Source organism: Shewanella amazonensis SB2B (assembly GCF_000015245.1).
Classification (GTDB): domain Bacteria; phylum Pseudomonadota; class Gammaproteobacteria; order Enterobacterales; family Shewanellaceae; genus Shewanella; species Shewanella amazonensis.
In genome coordinates this window covers 4,282,501-4,306,142 of record NC_008700.1, presented here as the reverse complement: position 1 = coordinate 4,306,142, position 23,642 = coordinate 4,282,501, and the positions used below count along the sequence as shown (strand labels likewise).

Below are 23,642 nucleotides of genomic sequence, written 5' to 3'. Positions count from 1 at the left end.
TAATAAATAATATGTGGATAATATATGATTTAGATCTGATCTACCGTTGCATTACTCAAACACCTATAAGGTCAAAGATCCACCCTGTGGATAAAATGGCGATCTATCCCCACCTTTTCTCTGAGTAGATCGCCTTGAGATCACAGGATCAGATTTGGATTATTATCTGTTTTAAAAGGATTTTTACCCTTACCCACAGATAAGTGCGATCCTAATAAGAGATAACAATAAAGAGATCTATATAAAGATCTTAAGATCTATAAGCCGATCCCCTTTGGATCTTTACATGCAAACAGATCGTTCAACTCTGTCTCTGGCAATGCTAAAATACCCGGCTCGTTATGCGATCTTTGTTTTCTCGCTTTAAGGTAGTGTCATGCAATTTCATGAACGGTTTGATGTGATAGTAGTAGGTGGCGGTCATGCCGGTACCGAAGCCGCCTTGGCTGCAGCCCGTATGGGATGCAAGACACTGCTGCTCACCCACAATGTCGATACCCTGGGTCAGATGTCCTGTAACCCTGCCATTGGCGGTATTGGTAAAGGACATCTGGTAAAAGAGATAGATGCGCTGGGTGGTGCAATGGCGATCGCCACCGATTTTTCAGGGATCCAATTCCGTACCCTGAATTCCAGCAAAGGTCCAGCGGTCAGAGCGACCCGCGCTCAGGCCGACAGAGCGCTCTACAAAGCCAAGATCCTGAATATTCTGCAGCATCAGCCTAACCTGCGGATTTTCCAGCAAGCCGTAGATGATTTGGTGGTAGAGAATGGTCGGGTTATCGGCGCTGTTACCCAAATGGGACTGGCCTTTGAAGCACCAGCCGTGGTGCTGACAGCCGGTACCTTCCTGGGAGGCAAAATTCACATAGGTCTGGAAAATTACAGCGGTGGCCGCGCTGGCGACCAACCAGCCATCGCCCTCGCCCATCGCTTACGGGATCTGCCTCTGCGTGTAGGCCGTCTGAAAACCGGCACGCCTCCCCGTATTGATGCCAGAACCATTGATTTTTCAGTGATGACAGAGCAAAAAGGCGATACGCCCTTGCCTGTGATGTCATTTATCGGTGATCTGAGCCAACATCCAGAGCAGATCTCCTGCTACATCACTCACACCAATGAACAAACCCACGACATCATTCGTGGTGGATTGGATCGCAGCCCCATGTATTCCGGGGTGATCGAGGGTATTGGCCCGCGTTATTGTCCGTCTATTGAAGACAAAATTCATCGTTTTGCCGACAAGAACTCTCACCAGATCTTTATTGAGCCCGAAGGCCTGACGACAACCGAAATTTACCCGAACGGGATTTCCACCAGCTTGCCATTTGACGTTCAAATTCAGTTAGTTCGCTCTATTCGAGGCATGGAACAGGCTGAAATAGTTCGTCCTGGCTATGCCATTGAATATGACTACTTCGATCCAAGAGATCTGAAAAACTCGTTGGAAACCAAGGTTATCGACGGTTTGTTCTTTGCCGGACAGATTAACGGCACCACAGGTTACGAAGAAGCCGGCGCCCAGGGGCTGCTGGCCGGTCTCAACGCCGCACTGCAGGTACAGGGCAAAGAAGCATGGGCACCTCGCCGCGATCAGGCTTATCTGGGGGTGCTGGTGGACGATCTCTCCACTTTGGGTACCAAAGAGCCCTATCGTATGTTCACCAGCCGCGCCGAATACCGTTTGCTGCTGCGTGAAGACAATGCCGATTTGCGTCTGACCGAAAAAGGTCGTGAACTGGGCCTGGTTGATGACTTCCGCTGGCAAAAATTCAGTGAAAAGCGCGAGTCCATCGAGCTTGAACAGCAGCGTTTGCGCGGCCAGTGGGTACATGTGAATTCACCTCAGGTGGCAGAGCTTAATGAAGTGCTCAGTGCCCCACTGACCCGCGAGGCGTCACTGGAAGATCTGCTGCGCCGACCTGAAATTGAATACGACACCCTGATGAAGGTTGACGGATTCGGTCCAGGGCTTGCCGATCCTCTGGCGGCAGAGCAGGTGCAGATCCAGGTTAAATACGCCGGTTACATCCAGCGCCAGCAGGATGAAATCGCCAAGGCTGAGCGTAACGAAAACACCCGCTTACCGCTGGATCTGGACTACAGCGAAGTGCCGGGGCTGTCCAACGAAGTGACGGCCAAGCTCAATGCGCACAAGCCAGAGACCATAGGTCAGGCCTCTCGTATCTCAGGAGTGACCCCCGCAGCCGTTTCCATTCTGCTGGTTCACCTGAAAAAACGTGGATTGTTGAGAAAGAGCGCTTAAGCTCGCGCCACTCGCGTGCAAGGGAGGCCTCCGGGCTTCCCTTCACTTTTTCTGGGCCTCATAATAGCCCACCAAGACAGTTGTACCGACGGAGATAGCCAGTGTTAGCCGAAAAACTCAGTCAGGATCTCGCCAAAGCGGGCCTGCAGGTCGATGCCCAGCAGCAACAGCAATTACTTGCCTTTGTGGCGCTGCTCGACAAGTGGAACAAGGCCTATAACCTGACGTCGGTGCGGGAACCGGCGCAAATGCTGACCCGGCACATTCTCGATAGCCTGGTGGTGTCACCTCATCTGGTGGGTTCGCGTTTTATCGATGTGGGCACAGGGCCTGGCTTGCCGGGTATTCCGCTGGCTATCATCAATCCGGACAAAGAGTTTGTTTTGCTGGATAGTCTGGGCAAACGTATTCGTTTCCAAAAACAGGTTGCTGTGGAGCTTGGGCTGAAAAACATCAGCTCGGTGGAAAGCCGGGTCGAGCTGTATCAACCTGAGCAGGGATTTGATGGTGTGCTGAGTCGCGCGTTTGCCTCTGTGGGGGACATGCTCAGCTGGTGCCATCATTTACCAGCTGAAAACGGCAGTTTTTATGCCCTCAAGGGCCAGCTTGGTGATGAAGAGATGGCCGGGATCCCCGAAGGCTTTAAGTTGATTGAAACCATCAGGCTCACAGTCCCCGGACTGGATGAGCAAAGGCATCTGCTGAAATTGGTCAAAGCGTGACCCTCTGCCTTGCAATTGGCAGCAACATCAAGCAACTTGTCCAAGGCGTTATGTCTTGGTTGAACGACAGAATAACAACAGGGTGAAATTGTGGGGAAAGTCATTGCTGTAGCCAACCAGAAAGGTGGCGTAGGAAAAACAACTACTTGCATTAACCTGGCGGCCTCGCTTGCAGCAACCCGGCGCAAGGTGCTGCTGATTGACCTGGATCCCCAGGGTAATGCCACCATGGGCAGTGGTGTAGACAAGTACGAGGTAGAAAATACCGCGTATGAGCTGCTCGTGGAGGAAAAGCCCTTTGCCGATGTGGTGGTGAAGGATACTCAGGGCAAGTATGATCTCATTGCCGCCAATGGTGATGTGACGGCCGCCGAAATCAAGCTGATGGAATTCTTCGCCCGTGAAGTGCGTCTGCGCAACGCGCTGGCGCCCATTCGCGATCAGTATGATTTTATCTTTATCGACTGTCCGCCTTCCCTGAATATGCTCACCGTGAACGCCATGTCCGCTGCAGACTCAGTGCTGGTGCCTATGCAATGTGAGTATTTTGCGCTGGAAGGTCTCACTGCCCTTATCGATACCATAGGCAAGCTGGCATCCATGGTGAATCCGGGGCTTGGCATCGAAGGAATTTTGCGTACCATGTACGATCCTCGCAATCGATTGGCCAATGATGTGTCCGATCAGCTCAAGCAGCATTTTGGCGAGAAAGTTTACCGGACTGTGATCCCCCGTAATATCCGTCTGGCCGAGGCCCCGAGTTTTGGTGCGCCCGCCATGTATTACGACAAGTCCAGTGCCGGCGCCAAGGCCTACCTGGCCCTGGCCGGAGAGATTATTCGCCGGGGTGAGCAAACCCAGGCTAAAAAGCAGGCGTAAGGATTAGCAATGACTTTGAAAAAACGGGGCTTGGGTAAAGGATTGGATGCACTGCTGAGCACCAGCCATGCCGCCAGTAGAAAACTGGAACAGGAAGCCGCCCGGGCCGACAAACAGGACGACCTGGTGCACCTGGATGTGGATTTGCTGCAACCCGGCAAGTACCAGCCCCGTAAGGATATGTCACCAGAGGCCTTGGAAGAACTGGCCGAGTCCATTCGTGCCCAGGGCATCATTCAGCCCATAGTGGTGCGCAAGGTCGCCGAACAAAAGTACGAAATCATTGCCGGTGAACGTCGCTGGCGTGCCTCACAGTTGGCCAAGCTTGAGAAAGTCCCCTGTATCATCAAGCAGGTGCCTGACGAATCAGCAGTGGCCATTGCCCTGATTGAAAACATCCAGCGTGAAGATCTCAATGCCATGGAAGAAGCCATTGCCTTGCATCGTCTGTTGGAAGAATTTGAACTCACCCACCAGCAGGTGGCCGATGCGGTAGGTAAATCCCGCACCACAGTCACTAACCTGCTGCGTCTCAATAGTCTGAATGAACCCGTTAAGCGTTTGCTTGAATATGGCGATATCGACATGGGCCACGCCCGTGCGCTGCTTGCCGTAGAGGGAGAAGAACAGACAAATCTGGCACGTTTAGTTGCCGCCAAAGAGCTCACCGTTCGGGAAACTGAACGATTAATTAATAGAACCTTAAATCCCGCTAAAGAAGCAGAAAAACCGGTAAAAGATCACGATGTAAGCCGTCTGGAGCAGCAGTTGATTGAAAAGCTGGGCGCCAAGGTTTCCATTGCTCATGGCAGTAAGGGCAAGGGAAAAATTGTAATTAACTACCAAAATCTCGCTGAATTAGACGGTATTCTCAGTAAAATCCGCTGATTCCGGGCAGTTAACAGAGTTTCATGTAAATTTGTGACGAATGTTAATCTTTGCTTTTTGAATCTTTGGTCGTAGAACCATTGAAAAGTGGCGATTTTACGCATCTCAAAGTTGCATTGAAGGCCCGAAAAGGTATACTTTCGCAAGCTTTTTGTACTGTGACTTTTTACGGCATTTTGTTGTCCGGTCACAGAAACAAAAAGTCCGAATGCGGAGAATGAGAATTGAGCAAGGTTTTGGCGCGTCGTGGCCGTTGGTCTGCCTATAAATTGGTGTTGATGCAGGCGGCGATAGCCGGGGGTGCGTCAGTTCTCTTCTTCGTCGTCTGGGGAGCGCAATACGGGGTATCGGCTTTAGCCGGTGCTGCGATAGCTGTGCTCCCTAATTTTGTATTCGCAACCCTCGCTTTTTCCCATTCGGGAGCAAGTGCAGCAGGGAAGGTACTGAAAACCTTCTACTGGGGGGAAGCGGTAAAGTTGCTGTTAACCATTGCCCTGTTTTCGTTGGTGTTTATCAATTTGAAAATCGTCTTTATGCCGCTTTTCGTTTGCTACTCACTGGCACTCCTGGTGCATTGGACAGCGCCTTTATACTTCAAGCAAAAGTAAAGTGGGATGAATCATGGCTGCAACTGGTGAAGCGTTAACACCGCAGGGCTATATCCAGCATCACCTGACCAACCTTTCCGTTGGTGAAGGATTCTGGACATGGCATATTGATTCGTTGCTCTTTTCGGTTGGTCTTGGTGTTCTGTTCCTGTGGATTTTCCGTAGCGTTGGCAAGAAAGCGACTACAGGCGTTCCCGGCAAGCTTCAGTGCTTTGTCGAGATGATCGTCGAGTTCGTGGACAACAGCGTGAAAGAAACCTTCCACGGCCGTAATGCCCTGATCGCTCCTCTCGCTCTGACCATCTTCGTTTGGGTTTTCATGATGAACTTCATGGACATGGTGCCAGTTGACTGGCTGCCACACACCGCCGCTATGCTGGGTGTGCCTTACCTGAAAGTGGTTCCGACGACTGACCTGAACATCACCTTCAGCCTCGCGCTGGGTGTGTTTTTGCTGATTATTTACTACAGCATCAAGGTCAAGGGAGTGTCTGGCTTCGTGAAAGAACTGACACTGCAGCCCTTTAACCACTGGGCAATGATACCCGTCAACCTCCTGCTGGAATCAGTTACCCTGATAGCCAAGCCAATCTCATTGGCTCTGCGTCTATTCGGTAACCTGTATGCGGGTGAGTTGATCTTCATCCTTATTGCGCTGATGTATGGTGCCAACTGGCTGATCGCCTCTCTGGGTGTAACCCTGCAACTGGGTTGGTTGATCTTCCACATTCTGGTTATCACACTGCAAGCGTTTATCTTCATGATGCTGACTATTGTTTACCTCAGCATGGCGCATGAAGATCATTAAGGATTGCTGAAGAAATTTTTTTAAACTAAATCATCAACTAATTTAGATTTAGATACTGGAGATACAGATGGAAACTATTCTGGGCTTTACTGCAATCGCTGTTGCTCTGCTGATTGGTATGGGTGCACTGGGTACCGCTATCGGTTTCGGTCTTTTGGGTGGCAAGTTCCTGGAAGGCGCTGCTCGTCAACCAGAAATGGCTCCTATGCTGCAGGTTAAGATGTTCATCGTGGCTGGTCTGCTCGACGCCGTAACCATGATCGGTGTGGGTATCGCTCTGTACATGCTGTTCACCAACCCACTGGGCGCAATGCTGTAAAAAAAACGCTTCTGTCTTAACTCAAAATAGGAGGCTGTTGTGAATATCAACGCTACCCTAATCGGTCAGACGGTCGCCTTTATTATCTTCGTGTGGTTCTGCATGAAGTATGTTTGGCCTCCTTTGATGAATGCCATCGAAGAACGCCAAAAGAGGATTGCTGACGGTCTCGCAAACGCTGACCGCGCTGCAAAAGACCTGGAGCTCGCTCAGGCCAAGGCCACCGAGCAGCTCAAAGAAGCCAAAGCTACAGCCAATGAAATCATCGAGTCTGCCAATAAGCGCAAGGCTCAGATCGTTGAAGAAGCAAAAGCCGAGGCTGACGCTGAGCGTGCACGTATCATCGCTCAGGGCAAAGCTGAAATTGAAGCTGAACGCAATCGCGTGAAAGAGGAACTGCGCAAGCAGGTTGCTACTCTGGCCCTTGCCGGTGCTGAGAAGATCCTCGAACGTTCGATTGATGCAGCCGCACACAGTGACATAGTTGAAAAGCTTGTCGCTGAAATTTGATAAGGGAGAAGGGGTATGGCTGAGTTAACCACCATTGCTCGCCCTTATGCAAAGGCAGCTTTTGATTTTGCCGTTGAAAAACAAGCCGTGGACAGCTGGGCCGAAATGCTCGGTTTTGCTGCGCTGGTAAGTGAAAACGAAACCATGCGCCCACTGCTCGCTGGCTCTATGGCCAGTAGCGCGCTCGCCAAACTCTTTATTGACGTTTGTGGTGAGCAGCTCAACGAGCACGGTCAAAACCTGATCAAGGTGATGGCTGAAAACGGTCGTTTGGAAGTACTGCCTGCTGTGGCTCAGCTGTTCGCTGAGTACCGTTTGGAATGGGCCAAGGAAGTAGAAGCCGATGTGGTTTCCGCCACCGAGCTTTCCGACGCACAACAACAGCAGATTGGTGTTTCCCTAGAGAAACGTCTCGCACGCAAAGTTAAGCTGAATTGCAGCGTGGATGCCGGCCTGATCGCCGGTGTAATTATCAAGGCAGGGGACCTCGTTATCGATGGTTCTGTGAGCGGCAAACTGGCCCGCCTGTCTGATAAGCTGCAATCGTAATTGGGAGTTTGAGCATGCAACTGAATTCCACTGAAATCAGCGATCTGATTAAGCAGCGGATCGAGCAGTTCGACGTAGTCAGCGAAGCCCGTAACGAAGGTACTATCGTTGCGGTAAGCGATGGCATCATCCGCGTACACGGCCTGGCCGATGTAATGCAGGGTGAGATGATCGAACTGCCTGGCAACCGTTATGCAATCGCGTTGAACCTTGAGCGCGACTCTGTCGGTGCTGTAGTAATGGGTCCTTATGCCGATCTGGCTGAGGGCGTAAAAGTGAAAACCACTGGCCGTATTCTGGAAGTTCCAGTTGGCCGCGGTCTGCTGGGCCGTGTGGTAAACACGCTGGGTGAGCCAATCGACGGCAAGGGCCCCATCGACAACGATGGTTTTGCTCCTGTTGAAGTGATTGCTCCAGGTGTAATTGACCGTAAGTCAGTTTCTCAGCCAGTTCAGACTGGTTACAAAGCCGTTGACTCCATGATCCCAATCGGTCGTGGCCAGCGTGAGCTGATCATCGGTGACCGTCAGACTGGTAAAACTGCGATGGCTATCGACGCCATCATCAACCAGCGCGATTCTGGCATCAAGTGTGTGTACGTGGCTGTAGGCCAGAAGGCTTCTACCATCGCCAACGTAGTACGCAAGCTGGAAGAGCACGGTGCTCTGGCTAACACTGTTGTGGTTGTTGCTTCTGCTTCAGAAGCCGCTGCTCTGCAGTTCCTGGCGCCATACTCTGGTTGTACCATGGGTGAATACTTCCGTGACCGCGGTGAAGATGCCCTGATCGTATACGATGACCTGTCTAAGCAGGCTGTTGCTTACCGTCAGATCTCCCTGCTGCTGCGTCGTCCTCCAGGACGTGAAGCTTACCCAGGTGACGTATTCTATTTGCACTCTCGTCTGCTGGAACGTGCTTCCCGCGTGAACGAAGAGTACGTTGAGAAGTTCACCAAGGGCGCCGTGACTGGCAAGACCGGTTCTTTGACCGCTCTGCCTATCATCGAAACCCAAGCCGGTGACGTATCTGCGTTCGTACCGACCAACGTAATTTCGATTACCGACGGTCAGATCTTCCTGGAAACCAACCTGTTTAACTCTGGCCTGCGTCCAGCGGTTAACCCAGGTATTTCGGTATCCCGTGTAGGTGGTGCCGCCCAGACCAAGATCATTAAGAAACTGTCCGGTGGTATCCGTACCGCGCTGGCACAGTATCGTGAGCTTGCTGCGTTCTCTCAGTTTGCATCTGATCTTGACGATGCAACTCGTGCCCAGTTGGAGCACGGTGAGCGTGTTACCGAACTGATGAAGCAGAAGCAATATGCCCCAATGAGCGTAGCCGAACAGGCTGTGGTGATCTTCGCCGCAGAAAAAGGCTTCCTGAAGGGTATTGCTCTGAAGAAAGTTGGTGATTTCGAAGCCGCTCTGCTCGCTTTCATGAACGCCGAGCATGCCAACCTGATGAAGCTTATCAACGATACCGGCGACTATAACGCCGAAATCGAAGCTGAGCTGAAGGCTGGTCTCGACAAGTTCGTGGCAACCCAAACCTGGTAAAAATCGTCGAGGTGTCATAAGGCACCTCAGGTCCAGATTGGAGAGTAGAGATGGCCGGCGCAAAAGAGATTAAAACCAAGATCGCGAGTGTGAAGAACACTCAGAAGATCACTTCCGCCATGGAAATGGTGGCAGCCAGCAAAATGCGCAGAGCGCAGGACCGCATGACTGCCAGCCGTCCATATGCGGAAAGCATGCGTAAGGTGATCGGTCACGTTGCCCAGGGTTCTCTCGAATACAAACACCCCTATTTAGAGGTGAGAGAGGCCAAGCGCGTCGGCTACATTGTTGTAGCATCCGACCGCGGTCTTTGTGGTGGTCTGAACGTCAACCTGTTCAAAAAGGTTGTCTCAGACGTGAAGAACTGGAAAGCCCAGGGTGTTGAGGTAGAGTTCTGCCCCATCGGTGCCCGCAGTGTGCAGTTCTTCAAAGCTTTTGGCGGAAAGGTACAGGCCCACGCTTCAGGCCTCGGTGATGCTCCCAAGCTCGCCGACCTGATTGGTACTGTGCGCGTTATGCTGCAAGCTTACAATGAAGGCAAACTGGATCGTCTGTACGTGGTATTCAACAAGTTTGTGAACACCATGACCCAGACCCCCGTGATCGAGCAGCTGCTGCCTTTGCCTAAATCCGAAGATGATGAGATTGCTCATCACTGGGACTACATCTACGAGCAGGATCCGAAAGACCTTCTGGATACTCTGCTGGTGCGTTATGTGGAGTCTCAGGTGTACCAGGGTGTTGTGGAAAACATCGCGTCTGAACAGGCTGCCCGTATGGTGGCGATGAAGGCTGCGACTGACAACGCCGGTACGCTGATCGATGACCTGCAACTGGTATACAACAAGGCCCGTCAGGCTGCGATTACGCAGGAACTGTCGGAAATTGTTTCCGGTGCAGCAGCGGTTTAAGGCTTAGGTAACGAATACAAGTTTTAGAGGATTAATCATGAGCACAGGTACTGTTGTCCAAGTAATTGGCGCGGTTGTGGACGTAGAGTTTCCACAGCATGCCGTACCTCAGGTATATGACGCTCTGAAGATCACAGGTGAAGGTACCTGTAACGGCCTGGTGCTGGAAGTTCAGCAGCAGCTCGGTGGCGGTGTGGTTCGTACCATCGCCATGGGTTCTTCCGACGGTCTGCGTCGTGGTATCGAGGTTGAAAACACTGGTTCCGCTATTGCCGTTCCTGTTGGTAAGGCCACTCTGGGTCGTATCATGAACGTGCTGGGCGAGCCTGTGGATGAAGCGGGTCCTATCGGTGAAGAAGATCGTTATGTTATTCACCGTGCCGCTCCTTCCTATGAAGAGCAGTCAAACACAACTGAACTGCTGGAAACCGGTATCAAGGTAATCGACCTGGTATGTCCATTCGCTAAGGGTGGTAAAGTAGGTCTGTTCGGTGGTGCGGGCGTTGGTAAGACAGTTAACATGATGGAACTGATCAACAACATCGCCAAGGCCCACTCTGGTCTGTCAGTATTCGCCGGTGTAGGTGAGCGTACCCGTGAAGGTAACGACTTCTACTACGAAATGATGGAATCAGGCGTACTGGACAAGGTAGCCATGGTGTACGGTCAGATGAACGAGCCACCAGGAAACCGTCTGCGTGTGGCCCTGACCGGTCTGACCATGGCCGAGAAGTTCCGTGACGAGGGTAAAGACGTACTGTTGTTCGTAGACAACATCTACCGTTACACCCTGGCCGGTACCGAAGTATCAGCACTGCTGGGCCGTATGCCATCAGCCGTAGGTTATCAGCCTACTCTGGCTGAGGAGATGGGCGTTCTGCAGGAGCGTATTACTTCTACCAAGACTGGTTCTATTACCTCCGTTCAGGCGGTATACGTACCAGCGGACGACTTGACCGACCCAAGCCCAGCGACCACCTTCGCCCACTTGGATGCGACCGTGGTACTGTCTCGTCAAATCGCTTCTCTGGGTATCTACCCAGCGGTTGACCCACTGGATTCCACCTCTCGTCAGTTGGATCCACTGGTAGTTGGCCAGGAGCACTATGACGTGGCTAACGGCGTTCAAAACGTTCTGCAGCGCTACAAAGAGCTGAAAGACATCATCGCCATCCTGGGTATGGACGAACTGTCAGACGACGACAAGATGACAGTATCCCGCGCCCGTAAGATTGAGCGTTTCCTGTCTCAGCCTTTCCACGTAGCGGAAGTATTTACCGGTTCTCCTGGTAAGTACGTGCCTCTGAAAGACACTATCCGTGGCTTCAAGGGCATTCTGGAAGGTGAGTTCGACCACGTTCCAGAGCAAGCGTTCTACATGGTTGGCTCTGTCGACGAAGCCGTTGAGAAAGCCAACAAGAAGTAATTCGGGCCCTGCCTGAGTCTTAAATGGAGAACGCTATGGCCATGACAGTACATCTTGATATCGTAAGTGCAGAAACTCGCATTTTTTCCGGTCTGGTAGAACATCTGCAAGTGACCGGTGGCGAGGGTGAGCTGGGCATCATGCCTGGTCACGCCCCTCTGCTGACTTTTATCAAACCTGGCATGGTGCGCATCGTTAAGCAGCACGGTAAAGAAGAGGTCTTCTACCTGTCCGGCGGTTTGCTGGAAGTACAAGCCAATTCTGTGTCTGTGCTGGCTGATGTGGCTTTGCGTGCCAAAGACATTGATGAGCAGGCGGCTCTGGAAGCCAAACGTCGCGCCGAGGCCCATATGGCCGAAGCCGGTGCCGATTTCAACTATGCTGCGGCAGCTATTGAGCTGGCCAAGGCTGTAGCTCAGCTGCGTGTGGTTGAAACCATCAAGAAAAACATTGCCAGATAAGGTGAATGTGTCCCAAAAAAGGCGCCCTAGGGCGCCTTTTTTATTGGGCAAAAATAACCTGTCCTCTTCTGCACAGCGGTGAATTTTAGGCGGCCATCGGGTACACTTGCGCCAGATAAAAGATAAGGGACCTCCTATGTCACTCAATGTTGTCATTCTCGCCGCCGGAAAAGGCACCCGCATGCGCTCAGACCTGCCCAAGGTGCTGCACAGCGTCGCCCACAAACCCATGGTTCAGCACGTGATAGACACGGCACGCGAGCTCAATGCCGATAACATCAATCTGGTGTATGGCTATGGCGGCGAACTGCTTAAAGCCAAGCTGGGCGAGCAGCCGCTGAATTTTGTGCTGCAGGCCGAGCAGCTGGGTACCGGCCACGCGGTAGCACAGGCGATTGATCACATCAACGACGAGGATACAGTGCTGGTGCTCTACGGCGATGTGCCACTGACCCGCAAGGAAACCTTGGAAGCCCTGCTGGCTGCCCGCCAACCCGATGGCGTCGCCGTGCTGACGGTGCATCTGGATAACCCCACCGGCTATGGCCGCATGGTGCGTGAGGGCGGAAAAGTTGTTGGCATCGTCGAGCAGAAGGATGCCAGTCCGGAGCAGCTCAAGATTAATGAAATCAACAGCGGCATCATGGCGCTGCCGGGCAAGCGCCTCAAAGCCTGGCTTGGTCGCCTCGAGAACAACAACGCCCAGGGCGAGTTTTACCTCACCGACGTGATTGCCATGGCCCACGCCGATGGTGTGGCCATTGATACCGCCCATCCCGCCAATCCCATCGAGACCGAAGGCGCCAACAACCGGGTGCAGCTGGCGGCACTGGAGCGAGCTTATCAGGCGCGCCGTGCCGAAGAGCTGATGCTTGCAGGCGCCAACCTGCGCGACCCTGCCCGTATCGATATTCGCGGTGACGTGACTGTGGGCATGGACGTGATGATTGATGTGAACGTGATTTTTGAAGGTACGGTCAAGCTTGGTAATAACGTTACCATCGGTGCCGGTGCGATCCTGATTGACTGCGACATTGCCGACAACGCCGACATTAAACCTTACAGCATTATTGAAGGTGCCAAACTGGGCGATAGCGCCAGTGCCGGCCCCTTCGCCCGTCTGCGCCCCGGCGCCGAGCTGCACAAAGATGCCCACATTGGCAACTTTGTCGAAATGAAGAAAGCCGTGCTCGGTGAAGGCTCCAAGGCCGGGCATCTGGCATACCTCGGCGATGCCGAAATAGGCAAAGGCGTGAACATAGGTGCCGGTACCATCACCTGTAACTACGATGGCGCCAACAAACACCTCACCGTAATTGAAGACAATGTCTTTGTTGGCAGCGATACCCAACTGGTGGCGCCAGTGGTAATCCGTAAAGGTGCGACCCTGGGCGCCGGCTCTACCGTGACCCACGAAGTGGGTGAAAACGAGCTGGTGATCACCCGGGTGAAGCAGCGCCATATTCAGGGTTGGCAACGTCCGGTGAAAAAGCCCAAGTAATCGACTTCTTATTGAAAAGCGGCGCATTTGCGCCGCTTTTTTGTTTTCACACCAATGCTTTTGTGAGTGCCATCACCAGCAATTGTAAATTACCGTAAAGAAAAGCAAATGCTAATCATTATCAATTATAGTGCTGCCGTTTTCGTCATACTTTTAACAGAGTTGGTAAAGAGGTAGGCATGTCACTCAAATTCTCCACCCTGAGCCTGGCCGTCGTGGCCGCGCTGCAATCCCCGCTGGCACTGGCCGATGACGCATCCCATGGCGACATGGAGCGAATTGAGGTTAGAGGCCGAAGCTTTAACGAATACAAGGTCGGTGCTGCCAATGGTGCCATGCGTGGCGATATGTCGTTGCTGGAGACGCCACAGTCGGTGAACGTCATCCCGGATTTCGTGACCGATGAACAGCTCGCCACCAACCTGGCTGAAGTGTTGGTGAACGATTCTTCCATCACAGCGGGAACCCAGCGCTGGAACCGTCAGGTGTTTTCACTGCGAGGGTTTGAGCTGGACTCAGGCTCTGGTTATCTGGCCAACGGTCATCAGTTGTTTGCCCACTATGTGCTGCCAATAGAAATCTTAAGTCAGGTGGAAGTGCTCAAGGGGCCTTCTTCGATGCTCTATGGTCAGTCTGGTCCCGGTGGTCTGGTCAACATGGTCACCAAGAAGCCGACTTTTGATCGCCTGTTCGAACTGGGCTTTGATACCGATGAAGAAGGCTCGACCCGTTTCCAGCTGGATGCCGGTGGTGCGCTGACGGATTCCCTGCGTTACCGGGCAGTGGCCGTTAAACAAGACACAGAGTACTGGCGCAGCTATTCACCTCTGGCTGGTGAGTCGGCAGAGCAGCAGGAGCGAGACCGCTGGTTGGGCTTTATCGCCCTGGACTATGATATTTCAGACAACGTGCTGTTGTCGGTACGTTATGACAGGACTGAAGATAAAGCCGGTATCGATGTAGGGGGCTGGCTCGACAAAGATGGGCATCTTATCGGCAGCCGAGAGCAAATCTGGGATATGCCCTGGGCTTTTACCGACAACAGCATTACTAATCTGGGTGCTGATCTGGCCTGGCAGTTAAGTGACAACTGGAAGCTGAAGGTTGGTTACAACGACCAGCAGTTCAATCGGCAGCGCTTTGATTCGGCCCCGCGTTACAATACCGACGCCATGAGTACTGGCTACCAGATAAGCCCCTTCGACCGGTTCGACGACTGGAGCCACAAGACGGCTTATGTGGACTTAAATGGTGAGTTTGAGCTGGCGGGGATGGAGCACAAGCTACTGATTGGCGCAAACAAGCTCGATTATGGCTATGCCCAATTAAGAACCTCCGGTGCGCGGCAAAATGTCATGCCCGGTGTTGCGCTGCCCCGTCCCGACATTTCCTACAAGGATGACACCAGTTGGTCCACCAGTGGTTATGAGTTCTACGGTGTCTATCTGCAAGACCTTATCAGTATCAACGACCGGTGGAAGGTATTGGCCGGTGTACGTTTCGATGAGCAAAAGGAAGACTCCGGCAACGATAATGCCGTATCACCCAAATTTGGCCTGATCTGGCAGCCGCAGCAGGACTTGAGCCTGTACGCCAACTACTCCAGGAGTTTTGTCCCTCAGGGGAAGATCAATGATGAAAACGACCTGAGTAATGACATGGAGCTGGATCCTGAATTTGGTACCCAATATGAACTGGGTGCCAAATGGGAGCTGATGAATGGCGGCCTGCTGCTGACCGGTGCCCTGTTTGATATCGAAATCGATAACCGCATTGTGGTGCATACCCTGGACGTGCCAGTGGGCGATATTACCAAGGTCACCCGTCAGGATGGTATTCAGCATCATAAAGGGATGGAGCTGGGTGCCCAGGGACAGGTCAGCGACAGCCTGTTTTTGACCGCATCCATGATGTATTTGGATGCTGAGTACAAAACCGCCGACAGCCTGAATGGTAAGACGCCAATCGATGCCCCCGAGTGGTCAGCTAATATCTGGAGCCGCTACGAAGTAACGGATAACTTTGCAGTTAACCTAGGCGCTGTTTATGTGGGTGAACGTTTTGCCGATACCCCAAATAGCATCAGCAAAGATGGTTATGTGCGTTTTGATATGGGCGCGGCTTATACCTTCGATATTGGCGGCAGTGAAATCGGCATTCGTGCCAACGTACGCAACCTGTTCGATACCGAGTATCTGGACGGCGGTAACTACCAGATGGTCACCCTGGGACAGGGACGCCACTTCAGCCTGGCATTGAACGCCAAGTTCTAATTTTTCCCGGGCATCCAACCCAAACATCAAAGGCAGCCACCAGGCTGCCTTTTGTTTTCCTGCTCTAAATTTCGCTCTTGGTTATTTTGTTTCGTTTTAATATAATCTATCTTTCGATTCGAAAGTTAAGTTGAAAGTAACGGATGACCAAACGCAATACTCAGCAGCGCCGCCGCAGCATTATCGAACTTCTGAATGCTCAGGGTGAGGTGAATGTGGACCAATTGGCGAGCGAGTTTGCCACCTCTGAGGTGACTATTCGCAAAGACCTGGCCGAGCTTGAGAAAGCGGGACTGCTGTTTCGCCGTTATGGTGGCGCTGTGCCCTTGCCCCAGGAGCTGAATGCCCAGGCAGTGGCCATCTCCCCGGTGAAGCTTGCCATAGCCAAAGAGGCAGCCAAACTCATCCGCGACCATAACCGCATCATCATCGACTATGGCAGCACGACCCTGGGGCTTATCCCCGAGCTTGCCCATCGTCGCGGCTTGGTGGTGATGACCAATTCGCTGCAGCTCGCCAATGCCATTCACGAACTGGAGCAGGAGCCCACACTTTTGATGACCGGTGGCACCTGGGATCCGCATTCAGAGAGCTTTCAGGGGCTGGTGGCCGAGCAGGTGCTGCGCTCTTACGATTTCGATCAACTCTTTATCGGTGCCGATGGCATAGACCTCAGCCGCGGCACCACCACCTTCAACGAACTCGTTGGCCTGTCACGTGTGATGGCCGAAGTATCGCGGGAGGTAATTGTCATGCTGGAGTCCGACAAGATAGGCCGACGCATTCCCAATCTCGAGCTGCCCTGGAGTCAGGTCAGCGCAGTGGTCACAGATAACAGATTGCCCAAAGAGGCAGTGACCATCATAGAGGCCCATGGGGTGAAGGTGTATCTGGCGGATGTTCAGTAGTTAGTTTTTACAGACCTTACGGAAATACAAGCATGTGTGGAATCGTTGGCGCCGTGGCGCAAAGGGACGTGGCCGAAATTTTGCTCGAGGGCCTGCGTCGTCTGGAATATCGTGGTTATGACTCTGCCGGTATGGCGGTGATTCAGAATGCCGAAATGAACCGTACCCGTCGGGTGGGGAAAGTGCAGGAGCTGGCCGACGCACTGGCCGAAGCTCCTCTTACCGGTGGCACAGGTATTGCCCACACCCGCTGGGCGACCCACGGTGAGCCCAGTGAGCGTAACGCGCACCCGCACCAGTCCGAGGGTGATATCGCCGTGGTGCACAACGGCATTATCGAAAACCATGCCAAGCTGCGTGAACGCTTAAAGGGCCTGGGGTATCAGTTCAACTCAGATACAGACACCGAAGTAATTTGCCACCTGGTACACCATGAGCTGAAAAGTGCTGATACCTTGCTGGCTGCCGTACAAGCCACGGTTAAGCAGCTCGAAGGCGCCTATGGCACTGTGGTTATCGACCGCCGCGACGCCGAGCGTATGGTAGTGGCCCGCAGTGGCAGCCCGCTGGTGATAGGTTTTGGTCTGGGTGAAAACTTTGTAGCCTCAGATCAACTGGCGCTGTTGCCTGTGACCCGTACTTTCGCCTTCCTAGAAGAAGGTGATGTGGCCGAAGTGACTCGTCGTAACGTGCGCATCTTCGATGTGGATGGCAATGAGGTTGAGCGTGAAGCCAAAGAATCGGAAGTAACCCACGATGCCGGCGACAAGGGCGAATACCGCCACTATATGCTCAAGGAAATCTACGAGCAGCCACGTGCCCTGGCCCGTACCCTGGAAGGCCGCATCGCCAACATGCAGGTGCTGGACAGCGCCTTTGGCGACAAAGCTGCCGACCTTTTGAAAGACATCAAACACGTGCAGATCATCGCCTGTGGTACCAGCTACCACGCGGGCATGACCGCCCGCTATTGGCTGGAACAATGGGCCGGCGTGTCCTGTAACGTGGAAATCGCGTCAGAATTCCGCTATCGCAAGTCGCACCTGTTCCCAAACAGCCTGCTGGTGACCATCTCCCAGTCCGGTGAGACCGCCGATACCCTGGCCGCGCTGCGTTTGGCGAAGGAAATGGGCTATCAGGCCACCCTGACCATCTGTAATGCGCCGGGCTCGTCGCTGGTACGCGAATCTGACATGGCCTACATGATGAAAGCCGGCGCCGAAATCGGTGTGGCCTCCACCAAGGCCTTTACCGTGCAACTGGCAGGCCTGTTGATGTTGACCGCCGTGATTGGTCGCAACAACGGCATGTCTGCCGAGCTGCAATCCTCCTTGACCCAAAGCCTGCAATCACTGCCGGCCAAGGTTGAGCAGGCACTGGGCCTGGACGATGCCATTGCTTCACTGGCCGAAGATTTTGCCGACAAGCATCATGCGCTGTTCCTCGGCCGTGGCGATCAGTACCCCATCGCCATGGAAGGAGCACTCAAGCTCAAGGAAATCTCCTACATCCACGCCGAGGCTTATGCGTCTGGCGAGCTCAAACACGGCCCGCTGGCGCTGATTGATGCCGATATGCCGGTGATTGTGGTCGCGCCCAACAACGAGCTGCTGGAAAAATTAAAATCCAACGTGGAAGAGGTGCGTGCCCGTGGCGGCCTGATGTATGTGTTTGCCGACAAGGACGCCGAGTTTGCGTCGGACGACACCATGAAGGTGATCCCCGTGCCTCACTGTGATGAGTTTATGGCACCGCTCATCTATACCATTCCGCTGCAGCTGCTGTCGTATCACGTGGCCCTGATTAAAGGCACTGACGTCGACCAGCCACGTAACCTGGCCAAGTCAGTTACCGTGGAGTAATCACGCTATCTGTTGAGTTAAGCCTCCCCCCCGGGGAGGCTTTTTTATGACATTGATTTGTCTTTTACCAGGGGATTTAACTTTTACTTAACCTTTGCACTCTGCTGACGTTGCTTTACATCGGGCTTCATACACTGACTGGTGTGTTCCTTATGAGAAGGTAGAGACGATGAATCGCACGGTATTAACTGCGTTGGCGATAGTGCCAATTATCATGCTTGCTGGCTGTACCCATCATCATGGGATCCCCTCAAAAAGTGGGCGTCAAGGCGCGCTGCAAATTCACGGCACTGATGCCGAGCACCATTCGGCCCAAATCCTGATTTTAAATGCCCGCCCTCATCCAAAAGAGTTTTGCCGTCAGCATGGTAATCACTGGCATTGTGCGAGGTAATGATGATGAAACCAAACAAGTTTGTGGCACTGACATGGATGATTATCGCCTCTGGCTGCGGTGGCAGCGACGGCAGTGGTGGGGAGCCTGAACAACCTGCGTTGGCGCTTAAGCCAGCCACACCCACCTTCAGTCTTAAGCCCGACGCCATCATCTCTGAACCATACGCCCATATCGAATTCAGTTCCGATTTGGCTTCGTCCTATGAGTGCCAGCTGGATAGCGGCGATGAGAGTGGCGATATTCAGGAATGTGTCAGCCCACAGTTGTTGATGCCGCTGACGGCAGACAGTCATCGCTTGAAAGTATGGGCGGTGGCAGACAGTCGCGCTCGCAGTGATCCGGCGGAGCTGTCGTGGCAGGTAGCCAGCGTCTTTGGGACGGACGGGAATGTCCATACTGATCTCATCAACACCCCTGTTATGCCCTCGAAGGCTGATCCGGCAAGCTGGCGTGGCATCTTCAGGATTAACTGTGACTTTGCTCATTCCAGTTACCACGATCCCATCGTTTATCCAGGACAGGCCAATGCGGCACATTTACACCGTTTTTATGGCAATACCCTGGTTGATGAAACAACTGATATCGACTCCTTGTTTACTAAAGGTGAATCCAGCTGCCAGGGAAATACCTTAAACCGATCGGCGTATTGGGTGCCTGCATTATTGGCACCCGAATATAATCCGGCGACCGGTGAAGCTCTTTATGATGAACAGGGTGACCTGCGTTGGCGTGTCGTACCCGCTGTAGTGGGAAATGATGATGAAGCCCACGAAATCTTCTATTACTCCGCTGGGGTGGACGATGTAGACGCAATTCAGTCTATTCCTGTGGGGATGAAGATCATTGCCGGAAATGCCAAAGCCGGCCCTGGCCAGCAGCAGGATACCGGTATTGTGCGCTGGCACTGCCAATCATGGGAATCTTCTGATGCCGATAATCCACGTTGGAGCAGCGCAATTCCTGAATGTGTTGCCCCCGACAGGCTGCGGATGGATGTATTCTTCCCCAGTTGCTGGAATGGCACAGATTTGGATTCTGCCGACCATCAAAGTCACTTGGCCTACCCACAGCTGGGCAGTGGCACTCAGGGGATGATTTGTCCTGCAACTCATCCCGTGCCCATTATCAGAGTGAGTTTTCACTATGCATTCGGGGTGACGCCGGATGTGTATGAGCCTCAATCCAAAAGTAGCCGTGGCTGGCGTTTGGCGTCTGACATGTATGAGGTGACGCTGGACTCGCACGGAGGTATGTCGCTGCATGCGGACTGGATGAATGCCTGGCATCCGGAGGTACTGCAAACGGTGCTGGACGTATGTATTCGTGAGGGCTTGGATTGCCATGATGGTAATCTGGCCAATGGATTTCGCCTCACAGGAACCCGGCCAGGTAGTCAGACTGAGCCTCCGGTCATCAATATGGGGATGGGCAATTAGAGATAGTGCGAGGAGAACCTGAGCTGAGTGCTACTAGCCTTAGAGGTCAGGCGAGTAGTTGTGGTAGCTGCTTTTTTGCCTCTATGCGCTTCCAGACTTTTTCATGGAAGTAGAACACCACGGTATTTATGGTTGGCTCAATCAGGGCGACAGCGCCCCCGATAAGCAGGCTGCCGGTGAGTAAATACGTGATGCTGAAGGCCACACCAAAGTGCAGCACGGCAAAGGTCATGGTCTTTAACATGGTGGAATCCCCAATTGATTACTTTTCATAAATGATAATAGTTATCACTTACGTGTAAAGTAGAATTGTTCAATTGAGGTAAACGAGGCAGCCGATTAAGACAAAAGACGCAGATTTTGCTGCGTCTTTTGCTGGTGGCCTCAGGAATTAGTAGTGCCAGGGGAAATGGCTGTAATCCTGATCCCGTTTCTCCAAAAAGGCATCACGGCCTTCACGTGCTTCATCTGTACCATAGGCAAGGCGGGTGGCCTCTCCGGCAAACAGTTGCTGACCAACCAGGCCGTCATCTGGCAGGTTGAAGCCGTATTTGAGCATGCGCATGGCGGTGGGAGATTTGGAATTGATCTCTTTGGCCCAGCGTAATGCTTCGGTTTCCAGCTCGGCATGGGGAATACTGCGATTGACCATGCCCATGGCGACCGCTTCATCGGCACTGTAGTTAAAGCCGAGGAAGAAGATTTCCCGGGCGCGTTTTTGCCCCACCATCTTGGCGAGATAGGCACTGCCGTAACCAGAGTCAAAGCTGGCCACATCCGGGTCGGTTTGTTTAAATACCGCGTGTTCCTTTGAGGCCAGAGTCAGGTCACACACCACATGCAGGCTATGACCTCCCCCCACGGCCCAGCCGGGGACAACGGCAATCACCACCTTGGGCATAAAGCGGATAAGTCGCTGCACTTCCAGAATGTGCAACCTGCCCATGCGGGCCACATCGGCCTTGCCTGCTTCTTCGCCTTCGTATTTGTAGCCGTCTTTACCACGAATACGCTGGTCGCCACCGGAGGAAAACGAATATTGGCCTTTGGCAGAGGGGCCGTTGCCGGTCAGCAGCACACAGCCAACGTCTGACCATTGGCGGGCGTGGTCAAGGGCGGTGTAGAGTTCATCAACGGTTTTGGGGCGAAAGGCGTTGAGGCAGTCAGGACGGTTAAATGCGATACGTACCGTGCCCTGATCCTTGGCCCTGTGGTAGGTGATGTCGTCGAATGCAAAACCTGGTACTTCTGTCCAGAGATCTGGATCAAAGTTATCAGAAACTTTTTTGGTCATGACTGAGCCTGCCTATGTTCAGATTAGTTGCCACAGGCTAGGCTCAAGTTGATTTAGGGTCAATGCTTTAAGGTAAAAGCCATGGGGTGGCCGACAAAAGCATTAAAGATTGTCGCAAATAAACAGCAGGTTTTCTTTGTCAAAAACCGGATGGCTCACGCCACTTTTTTCACAGTAGCTTTCTTTAAAATCCATCACGCTGTTTTTATCGGTTAGAACAGCATCAAATTCTGAAAGCTCCGCTGCTGTGAGTCGCTGGCCTATTTCTGCCTTGAGTTTCTGCAACCTACCGTCAACACGAATGATTTGTGTGCCGGTTAAAGAATCGAGCTTTCGCTCAATCTTCTTAAGCACCATCTGAGTTTCAGCGATAGGTTCGTCCAGTTTGTCGGTTTCGGTATAGAGGTAATACAAACCGCCGGCGATCAATGCCAAGATTATCCAGCCTCTCATCTTTTGGTCCAATCGAGTGAATGTACTTTAGTAATAAGGCTATAATAAGCCACTTTTCGAGCAACATTAAAGCGGTAAAAGGTTGTCAGATGAACGCAGATTCGAATAAAAAGGACTACTCGAAAGCCGAGCGGATTAAAATCCACCAACCAGATGCCAGCAAGGCAGACAGATTTAACCCCCGTAACCGAATTTATGTCCGTGCCGTTGATGGTTTATGGAGTAAAGTACGTCGCCGCATGGGCTGGGTGGCAATGTTGTTCTTCCTGTTATTGCCATGGCTCCCATGGGGTGATAGGCAAGCAGTGTGGTTTAACCTGGCAGAACAAAAGTTTCATGTTTTTGGCCTGACAATTTGGCCCCAGGATCTGACCCTGCTGGCAGCACTCTTCATGATTGCGGCCTTTGCACTGTTTTTTGTGACCACGTACCTTGGGCGCGTTTGGTGTGGCTATACCTGCCCACAAACCGTCTGGACCTTTATCTTTATCTGGTTTGAAGAAAAACTCGAAGGTCCCCGCAATAAGCGCATCAAGATGGACCAAATGCCATGGGACTTTGATAAGGTCTGGCGCAAAACGGCCAAGCACGGTGCCTGGTTGCTGATCTCTTTCCTTACAGCAACAACTTTTGTTTCCTATTTTGTGCCCACCCGTGAGCTTTACCTGGATGTGCTCACCCTGAATGCCAGCGGTGGGATTTACTTCTGGGTGGTGTTCTTTACCTTCGCTACGTATGGCAATGCCGGTTGGATGCGGGAAATCATGTGTATCCACATGTGCCCCTATGCCCGCTTCCAGGCAGCCATGTTCGATAAGAACACTTATATAGTGGGTTATGATGCCGCACGCGGTGAAACCCGTGGCCCACGGTCACGTAAAGCAGACCCCAAAGAAATGGGACTGGGTGACTGTATCGACTGCGACCTCTGTGTGCAGGTATGCCCAACCGGTATCGATATCCGCAATGGTCTGCAATATGAGTGCATCAACTGTGGTGCCTGTATCGATGCCTGTGACCAGACCATGGACCGCATGGGTTATGCCAAGGGCCTTATCAGCTACACCACCGAAAACATGCTGGAAGGTAAGAAGGAGAAAGTACTCAGGCCCAAGCTGGTGGGTTATGGTGTGGTGCTGACGACGATGATTTTGGTATTCGTTGGTCTCGCGGCGACTATCTCACCGCTGCGCATCGACGTAATCCGTGACCGTAACGCCCTTTACCGTGAAGACAGCCGTGGCCTGATTGAGAACACCTTTACTTTGAAGATCCTCAACAAGACTGAAGCCGACCACGTATATAGCCTCTCGGTAGAAGATCTGCCCAACTACCGCTGGATTGGTGATAAGACTGTTACGGTCAAAGCGGGAGAGGTGTTAACGCTTCCCGTCAGCGTGGCAGTAGATCCTGTTGAACTGAAACGCCCTATCACCAAAATCAATATTCGTGTGGTGGCGGAAGACATGCCACAAGTCGAAGCCGTGCAGGAAACACGTTTCTTCGGGCCGTAAAACAGCTTGGCTCTCGCCAGCAGTAAGCAATAATGCAGTAAAAAAGGGGCGAAATGCCCCTTTTTTATTCGTTTAGCTCGCAAAATGAACGAACGCGATAA

At 52.6% G+C, this 23,642-nt stretch carries 23 protein-coding genes (1 of these 23 running past the window's edge); 19 read left to right on the top strand and 4 right to left on the bottom strand.

All coding sequences use genetic code 11. The features are described from left to right. The first annotated feature begins 376 nt into the window (after positions 1-376). The 18 genes from mnmG (at position 377) to SAMA_RS18915 (ending at position 20,280) form a co-directional block, all read left to right on the top strand. Positions 377-2,266 (top strand): tRNA uridine-5-carboxymethylaminomethyl(34) synthesis enzyme MnmG, encoded by a 1,890-nt coding sequence (gene mnmG / locus SAMA_RS19000; RefSeq protein WP_011761761.1) that lies wholly within the window; start codon positions 377-379, stop codon positions 2,264-2,266. Between the two features lie 101 nt (positions 2,267-2,367). Then, positions 2,368-2,988 (top strand): 16S rRNA (guanine(527)-N(7))-methyltransferase RsmG, encoded by a 621-nt coding sequence (gene rsmG, locus SAMA_RS18995; protein WP_011761760.1) that lies wholly within the window; start codon positions 2,368-2,370, stop codon positions 2,986-2,988. A 90-nt stretch (positions 2,989-3,078) separates the two neighbouring features. Next, entirely contained in the window at positions 3,079-3,867 is a 789-nt protein-coding gene (locus SAMA_RS18990) for a ParA family protein (protein ID WP_011761759.1), read from the top strand. A 9-nt stretch (positions 3,868-3,876) separates the two neighbouring features. Next, positions 3,877-4,755 carry a ParB/RepB/Spo0J family partition protein gene (locus SAMA_RS18985; RefSeq protein ID WP_011761758.1) on the top strand — a complete coding sequence of 293 codons (879 nt, stop codon included), beginning with the start codon at positions 3,877-3,879 and terminating at the stop codon, positions 4,753-4,755. A gap of 224 nt (positions 4,756-4,979) precedes the next feature. Continuing rightward, positions 4,980-5,363: an ATP synthase subunit I gene (locus SAMA_RS18980; protein WP_011761757.1), complete on the top strand. Its 384-nt coding sequence runs from the start codon at positions 4,980-4,982 to the stop codon at positions 5,361-5,363. A gap of 13 nt (positions 5,364-5,376) precedes the next feature. After that, positions 5,377-6,171: a F0F1 ATP synthase subunit A gene (gene atpB, locus SAMA_RS18975; protein WP_011761756.1), complete on the top strand. Its 795-nt coding sequence runs from the start codon at positions 5,377-5,379 to the stop codon at positions 6,169-6,171. Positions 6,172-6,238: 67 nt separating this feature from the next. Further along, positions 6,239-6,490 (top strand): F0F1 ATP synthase subunit C, encoded by a 252-nt coding sequence (atpE, locus tag SAMA_RS18970; RefSeq protein ID WP_011761755.1) that lies wholly within the window; start codon positions 6,239-6,241, stop codon positions 6,488-6,490. A 39-nt stretch (positions 6,491-6,529) separates the two neighbouring features. Next, positions 6,530-7,000, top strand: a complete 471-nt coding sequence (gene atpF / locus SAMA_RS18965; RefSeq protein WP_011761754.1) for a F0F1 ATP synthase subunit B — start codon at positions 6,530-6,532, stop codon at positions 6,998-7,000. Between the two features lie 15 nt (positions 7,001-7,015). Then, on the top strand, positions 7,016-7,549 hold the full coding sequence (atpH, locus tag SAMA_RS18960) for a F0F1 ATP synthase subunit delta (protein WP_011761753.1): 534 nt from the start codon (positions 7,016-7,018) through the stop codon (positions 7,547-7,549). A 14-nt stretch (positions 7,550-7,563) separates the two neighbouring features. Continuing rightward, positions 7,564-9,105, top strand: coding sequence for a F0F1 ATP synthase subunit alpha (gene atpA / locus SAMA_RS18955; protein WP_011761752.1), 1,542 nt, complete (start codon positions 7,564-7,566; stop codon positions 9,103-9,105). Positions 9,106-9,155: 50 nt separating this feature from the next. After that, complete coding sequence (gene atpG / locus SAMA_RS18950; RefSeq protein WP_011761751.1) at positions 9,156-10,016, top strand: F0F1 ATP synthase subunit gamma; 861 nt, start codon at positions 9,156-9,158, stop codon at positions 10,014-10,016. A gap of 37 nt (positions 10,017-10,053) precedes the next feature. Continuing rightward, positions 10,054-11,442 (top strand): F0F1 ATP synthase subunit beta, encoded by a 1,389-nt coding sequence (gene atpD, locus SAMA_RS18945; protein WP_011761750.1) that lies wholly within the window; start codon positions 10,054-10,056, stop codon positions 11,440-11,442. Between the two features lie 35 nt (positions 11,443-11,477). Next, entirely contained in the window at positions 11,478-11,903 is a 426-nt protein-coding gene (locus tag SAMA_RS18940) for a F0F1 ATP synthase subunit epsilon (protein ID WP_011761749.1), read from the top strand. 136 nt (positions 11,904-12,039) lie between these two features. Beyond that, a complete protein-coding gene (gene glmU / locus SAMA_RS18935; protein ID WP_011761748.1) occupies positions 12,040-13,404 on the top strand; it encodes a bifunctional UDP-N-acetylglucosamine diphosphorylase/glucosamine-1-phosphate N-acetyltransferase GlmU in 1,365 nt (454 codons plus the stop codon). Between the two features lie 179 nt (positions 13,405-13,583). Further along, entirely contained in the window at positions 13,584-15,677 is a 2,094-nt protein-coding gene (locus SAMA_RS18930) for a TonB-dependent receptor (protein WP_011761747.1), read from the top strand. 143 nt (positions 15,678-15,820) lie between these two features. Beyond that, positions 15,821-16,585, top strand: a complete 765-nt coding sequence (locus tag SAMA_RS18925) for a DeoR/GlpR family DNA-binding transcription regulator (RefSeq protein WP_011761746.1) — start codon at positions 15,821-15,823, stop codon at positions 16,583-16,585. A gap of 32 nt (positions 16,586-16,617) precedes the next feature. Next, a complete protein-coding gene (gene glmS, locus SAMA_RS18920; protein ID WP_011761745.1) occupies positions 16,618-18,447 on the top strand; it encodes a glutamine--fructose-6-phosphate transaminase (isomerizing) in 1,830 nt (609 codons plus the stop codon). Positions 18,448-18,840: 393 nt separating this feature from the next. Further along, a complete protein-coding gene (locus tag SAMA_RS18915) occupies positions 18,841-20,280 on the top strand; it encodes a DUF1996 domain-containing protein (RefSeq protein WP_232280504.1) in 1,440 nt (479 codons plus the stop codon). Between the two features lie 46 nt (positions 20,281-20,326). On the opposite strand, the gene SAMA_RS18910 is transcribed toward SAMA_RS18915, so the two are convergent. The 3 genes from SAMA_RS18910 to SAMA_RS18900 all read right to left on the bottom strand — a co-directional run bounded on the left by SAMA_RS18910 (position 20,327) and on the right by SAMA_RS18900 (position 22,027). Next, positions 20,327-20,524 carry a DUF2061 domain-containing protein gene (locus SAMA_RS18910; RefSeq protein WP_011761742.1) on the bottom strand — a complete coding sequence of 66 codons (198 nt, stop codon included), beginning with the start codon at positions 20,522-20,524 and terminating at the stop codon, positions 20,327-20,329. Between the two features lie 147 nt (positions 20,525-20,671). Beyond that, complete coding sequence (locus SAMA_RS18905; protein ID WP_011761741.1) at positions 20,672-21,574, bottom strand: 1,4-dihydroxy-2-naphthoyl-CoA synthase; 903 nt, start codon at positions 21,572-21,574, stop codon at positions 20,672-20,674. A gap of 102 nt (positions 21,575-21,676) precedes the next feature. Then, positions 21,677-22,027, bottom strand: coding sequence for a hypothetical protein (locus SAMA_RS18900; RefSeq protein WP_011761740.1), 351 nt, complete (start codon positions 22,025-22,027; stop codon positions 21,677-21,679). 89 nt (positions 22,028-22,116) lie between these two features. Between SAMA_RS18900 and ccoG the strand changes: the two genes are divergently transcribed. Next, positions 22,117-23,541 carry a cytochrome c oxidase accessory protein CcoG gene (ccoG, locus tag SAMA_RS18895; RefSeq protein ID WP_011761739.1) on the top strand — a complete coding sequence of 475 codons (1,425 nt, stop codon included), beginning with the start codon at positions 22,117-22,119 and terminating at the stop codon, positions 23,539-23,541. A gap of 64 nt (positions 23,542-23,605) precedes the next feature. Here ccoG and SAMA_RS18890 read toward each other — a convergent pair whose 3' ends face one another. Further along, positions 23,606-23,642, bottom strand: the end of a protein-coding gene (locus SAMA_RS18890; RefSeq protein ID WP_041409975.1) for a hypothetical protein. 254 nt of this gene lie beyond the right edge of the window; the window shows 37 of its 291 coding nt (coding positions 255-291); the start codon falls outside the window, past its right edge; the stop codon is at positions 23,606-23,608.

What these genes read in the sequence shown, in the direction of transcription:
- mnmG (WP_011761761.1), top strand. Translation starts at nt 377, where the DNA reads ATGCAATTTCATGAACGGTTTGATGTGATAGTAGTAGGTGGCGGTCAT.
- ccoG (WP_011761739.1), top strand. Translation starts at nt 22,117, where the DNA reads ATGAACGCAGATTCGAATAAAAAGGACTACTCGAAAGCCGAGCGGATT.
- atpH (WP_011761753.1), top strand. Translation starts at nt 7,016, where the DNA reads ATGGCTGAGTTAACCACCATTGCTCGCCCTTATGCAAAGGCAGCTTTT.
- atpB (WP_011761756.1), top strand. Translation starts at nt 5,377, where the DNA reads ATGGCTGCAACTGGTGAAGCGTTAACACCGCAGGGCTATATCCAGCAT.
- atpG (WP_011761751.1), top strand. Translation starts at nt 9,156, where the DNA reads ATGGCCGGCGCAAAAGAGATTAAAACCAAGATCGCGAGTGTGAAGAAC.
- atpE (WP_011761755.1), top strand. Translation starts at nt 6,239, where the DNA reads ATGGAAACTATTCTGGGCTTTACTGCAATCGCTGTTGCTCTGCTGATT.
- atpD (WP_011761750.1), top strand. Translation starts at nt 10,054, where the DNA reads ATGAGCACAGGTACTGTTGTCCAAGTAATTGGCGCGGTTGTGGACGTA.
- SAMA_RS18905 (WP_011761741.1), bottom strand. Translation starts at nt 21,574, where the DNA reads ATGACCAAAAAAGTTTCTGATAACTTTGATCCAGATCTCTGGACAGAA.
- SAMA_RS18925 (WP_011761746.1), top strand. Translation starts at nt 15,821, where the DNA reads ATGACCAAACGCAATACTCAGCAGCGCCGCCGCAGCATTATCGAACTT.
- SAMA_RS18940 (WP_011761749.1), top strand. Translation starts at nt 11,478, where the DNA reads ATGGCCATGACAGTACATCTTGATATCGTAAGTGCAGAAACTCGCATT.
- glmS (WP_011761745.1), top strand. Translation starts at nt 16,618, where the DNA reads ATGTGTGGAATCGTTGGCGCCGTGGCGCAAAGGGACGTGGCCGAAATT.
- SAMA_RS18915 (WP_232280504.1), top strand. Translation starts at nt 18,841, where the DNA reads ATGATGATGAAACCAAACAAGTTTGTGGCACTGACATGGATGATTATC.
- SAMA_RS18985 (WP_011761758.1), top strand. Translation starts at nt 3,877, where the DNA reads ATGACTTTGAAAAAACGGGGCTTGGGTAAAGGATTGGATGCACTGCTG.
- SAMA_RS18900 (WP_011761740.1), bottom strand. Translation starts at nt 22,027, where the DNA reads ATGAGAGGCTGGATAATCTTGGCATTGATCGCCGGCGGTTTGTATTAC.
- SAMA_RS18930 (WP_011761747.1), top strand. Translation starts at nt 13,584, where the DNA reads ATGTCACTCAAATTCTCCACCCTGAGCCTGGCCGTCGTGGCCGCGCTG.
- SAMA_RS18910 (WP_011761742.1), bottom strand. Translation starts at nt 20,524, where the DNA reads ATGTTAAAGACCATGACCTTTGCCGTGCTGCACTTTGGTGTGGCCTTC.
- atpA (WP_011761752.1), top strand. Translation starts at nt 7,564, where the DNA reads ATGCAACTGAATTCCACTGAAATCAGCGATCTGATTAAGCAGCGGATC.
- glmU (WP_011761748.1), top strand. Translation starts at nt 12,040, where the DNA reads ATGTCACTCAATGTTGTCATTCTCGCCGCCGGAAAAGGCACCCGCATG.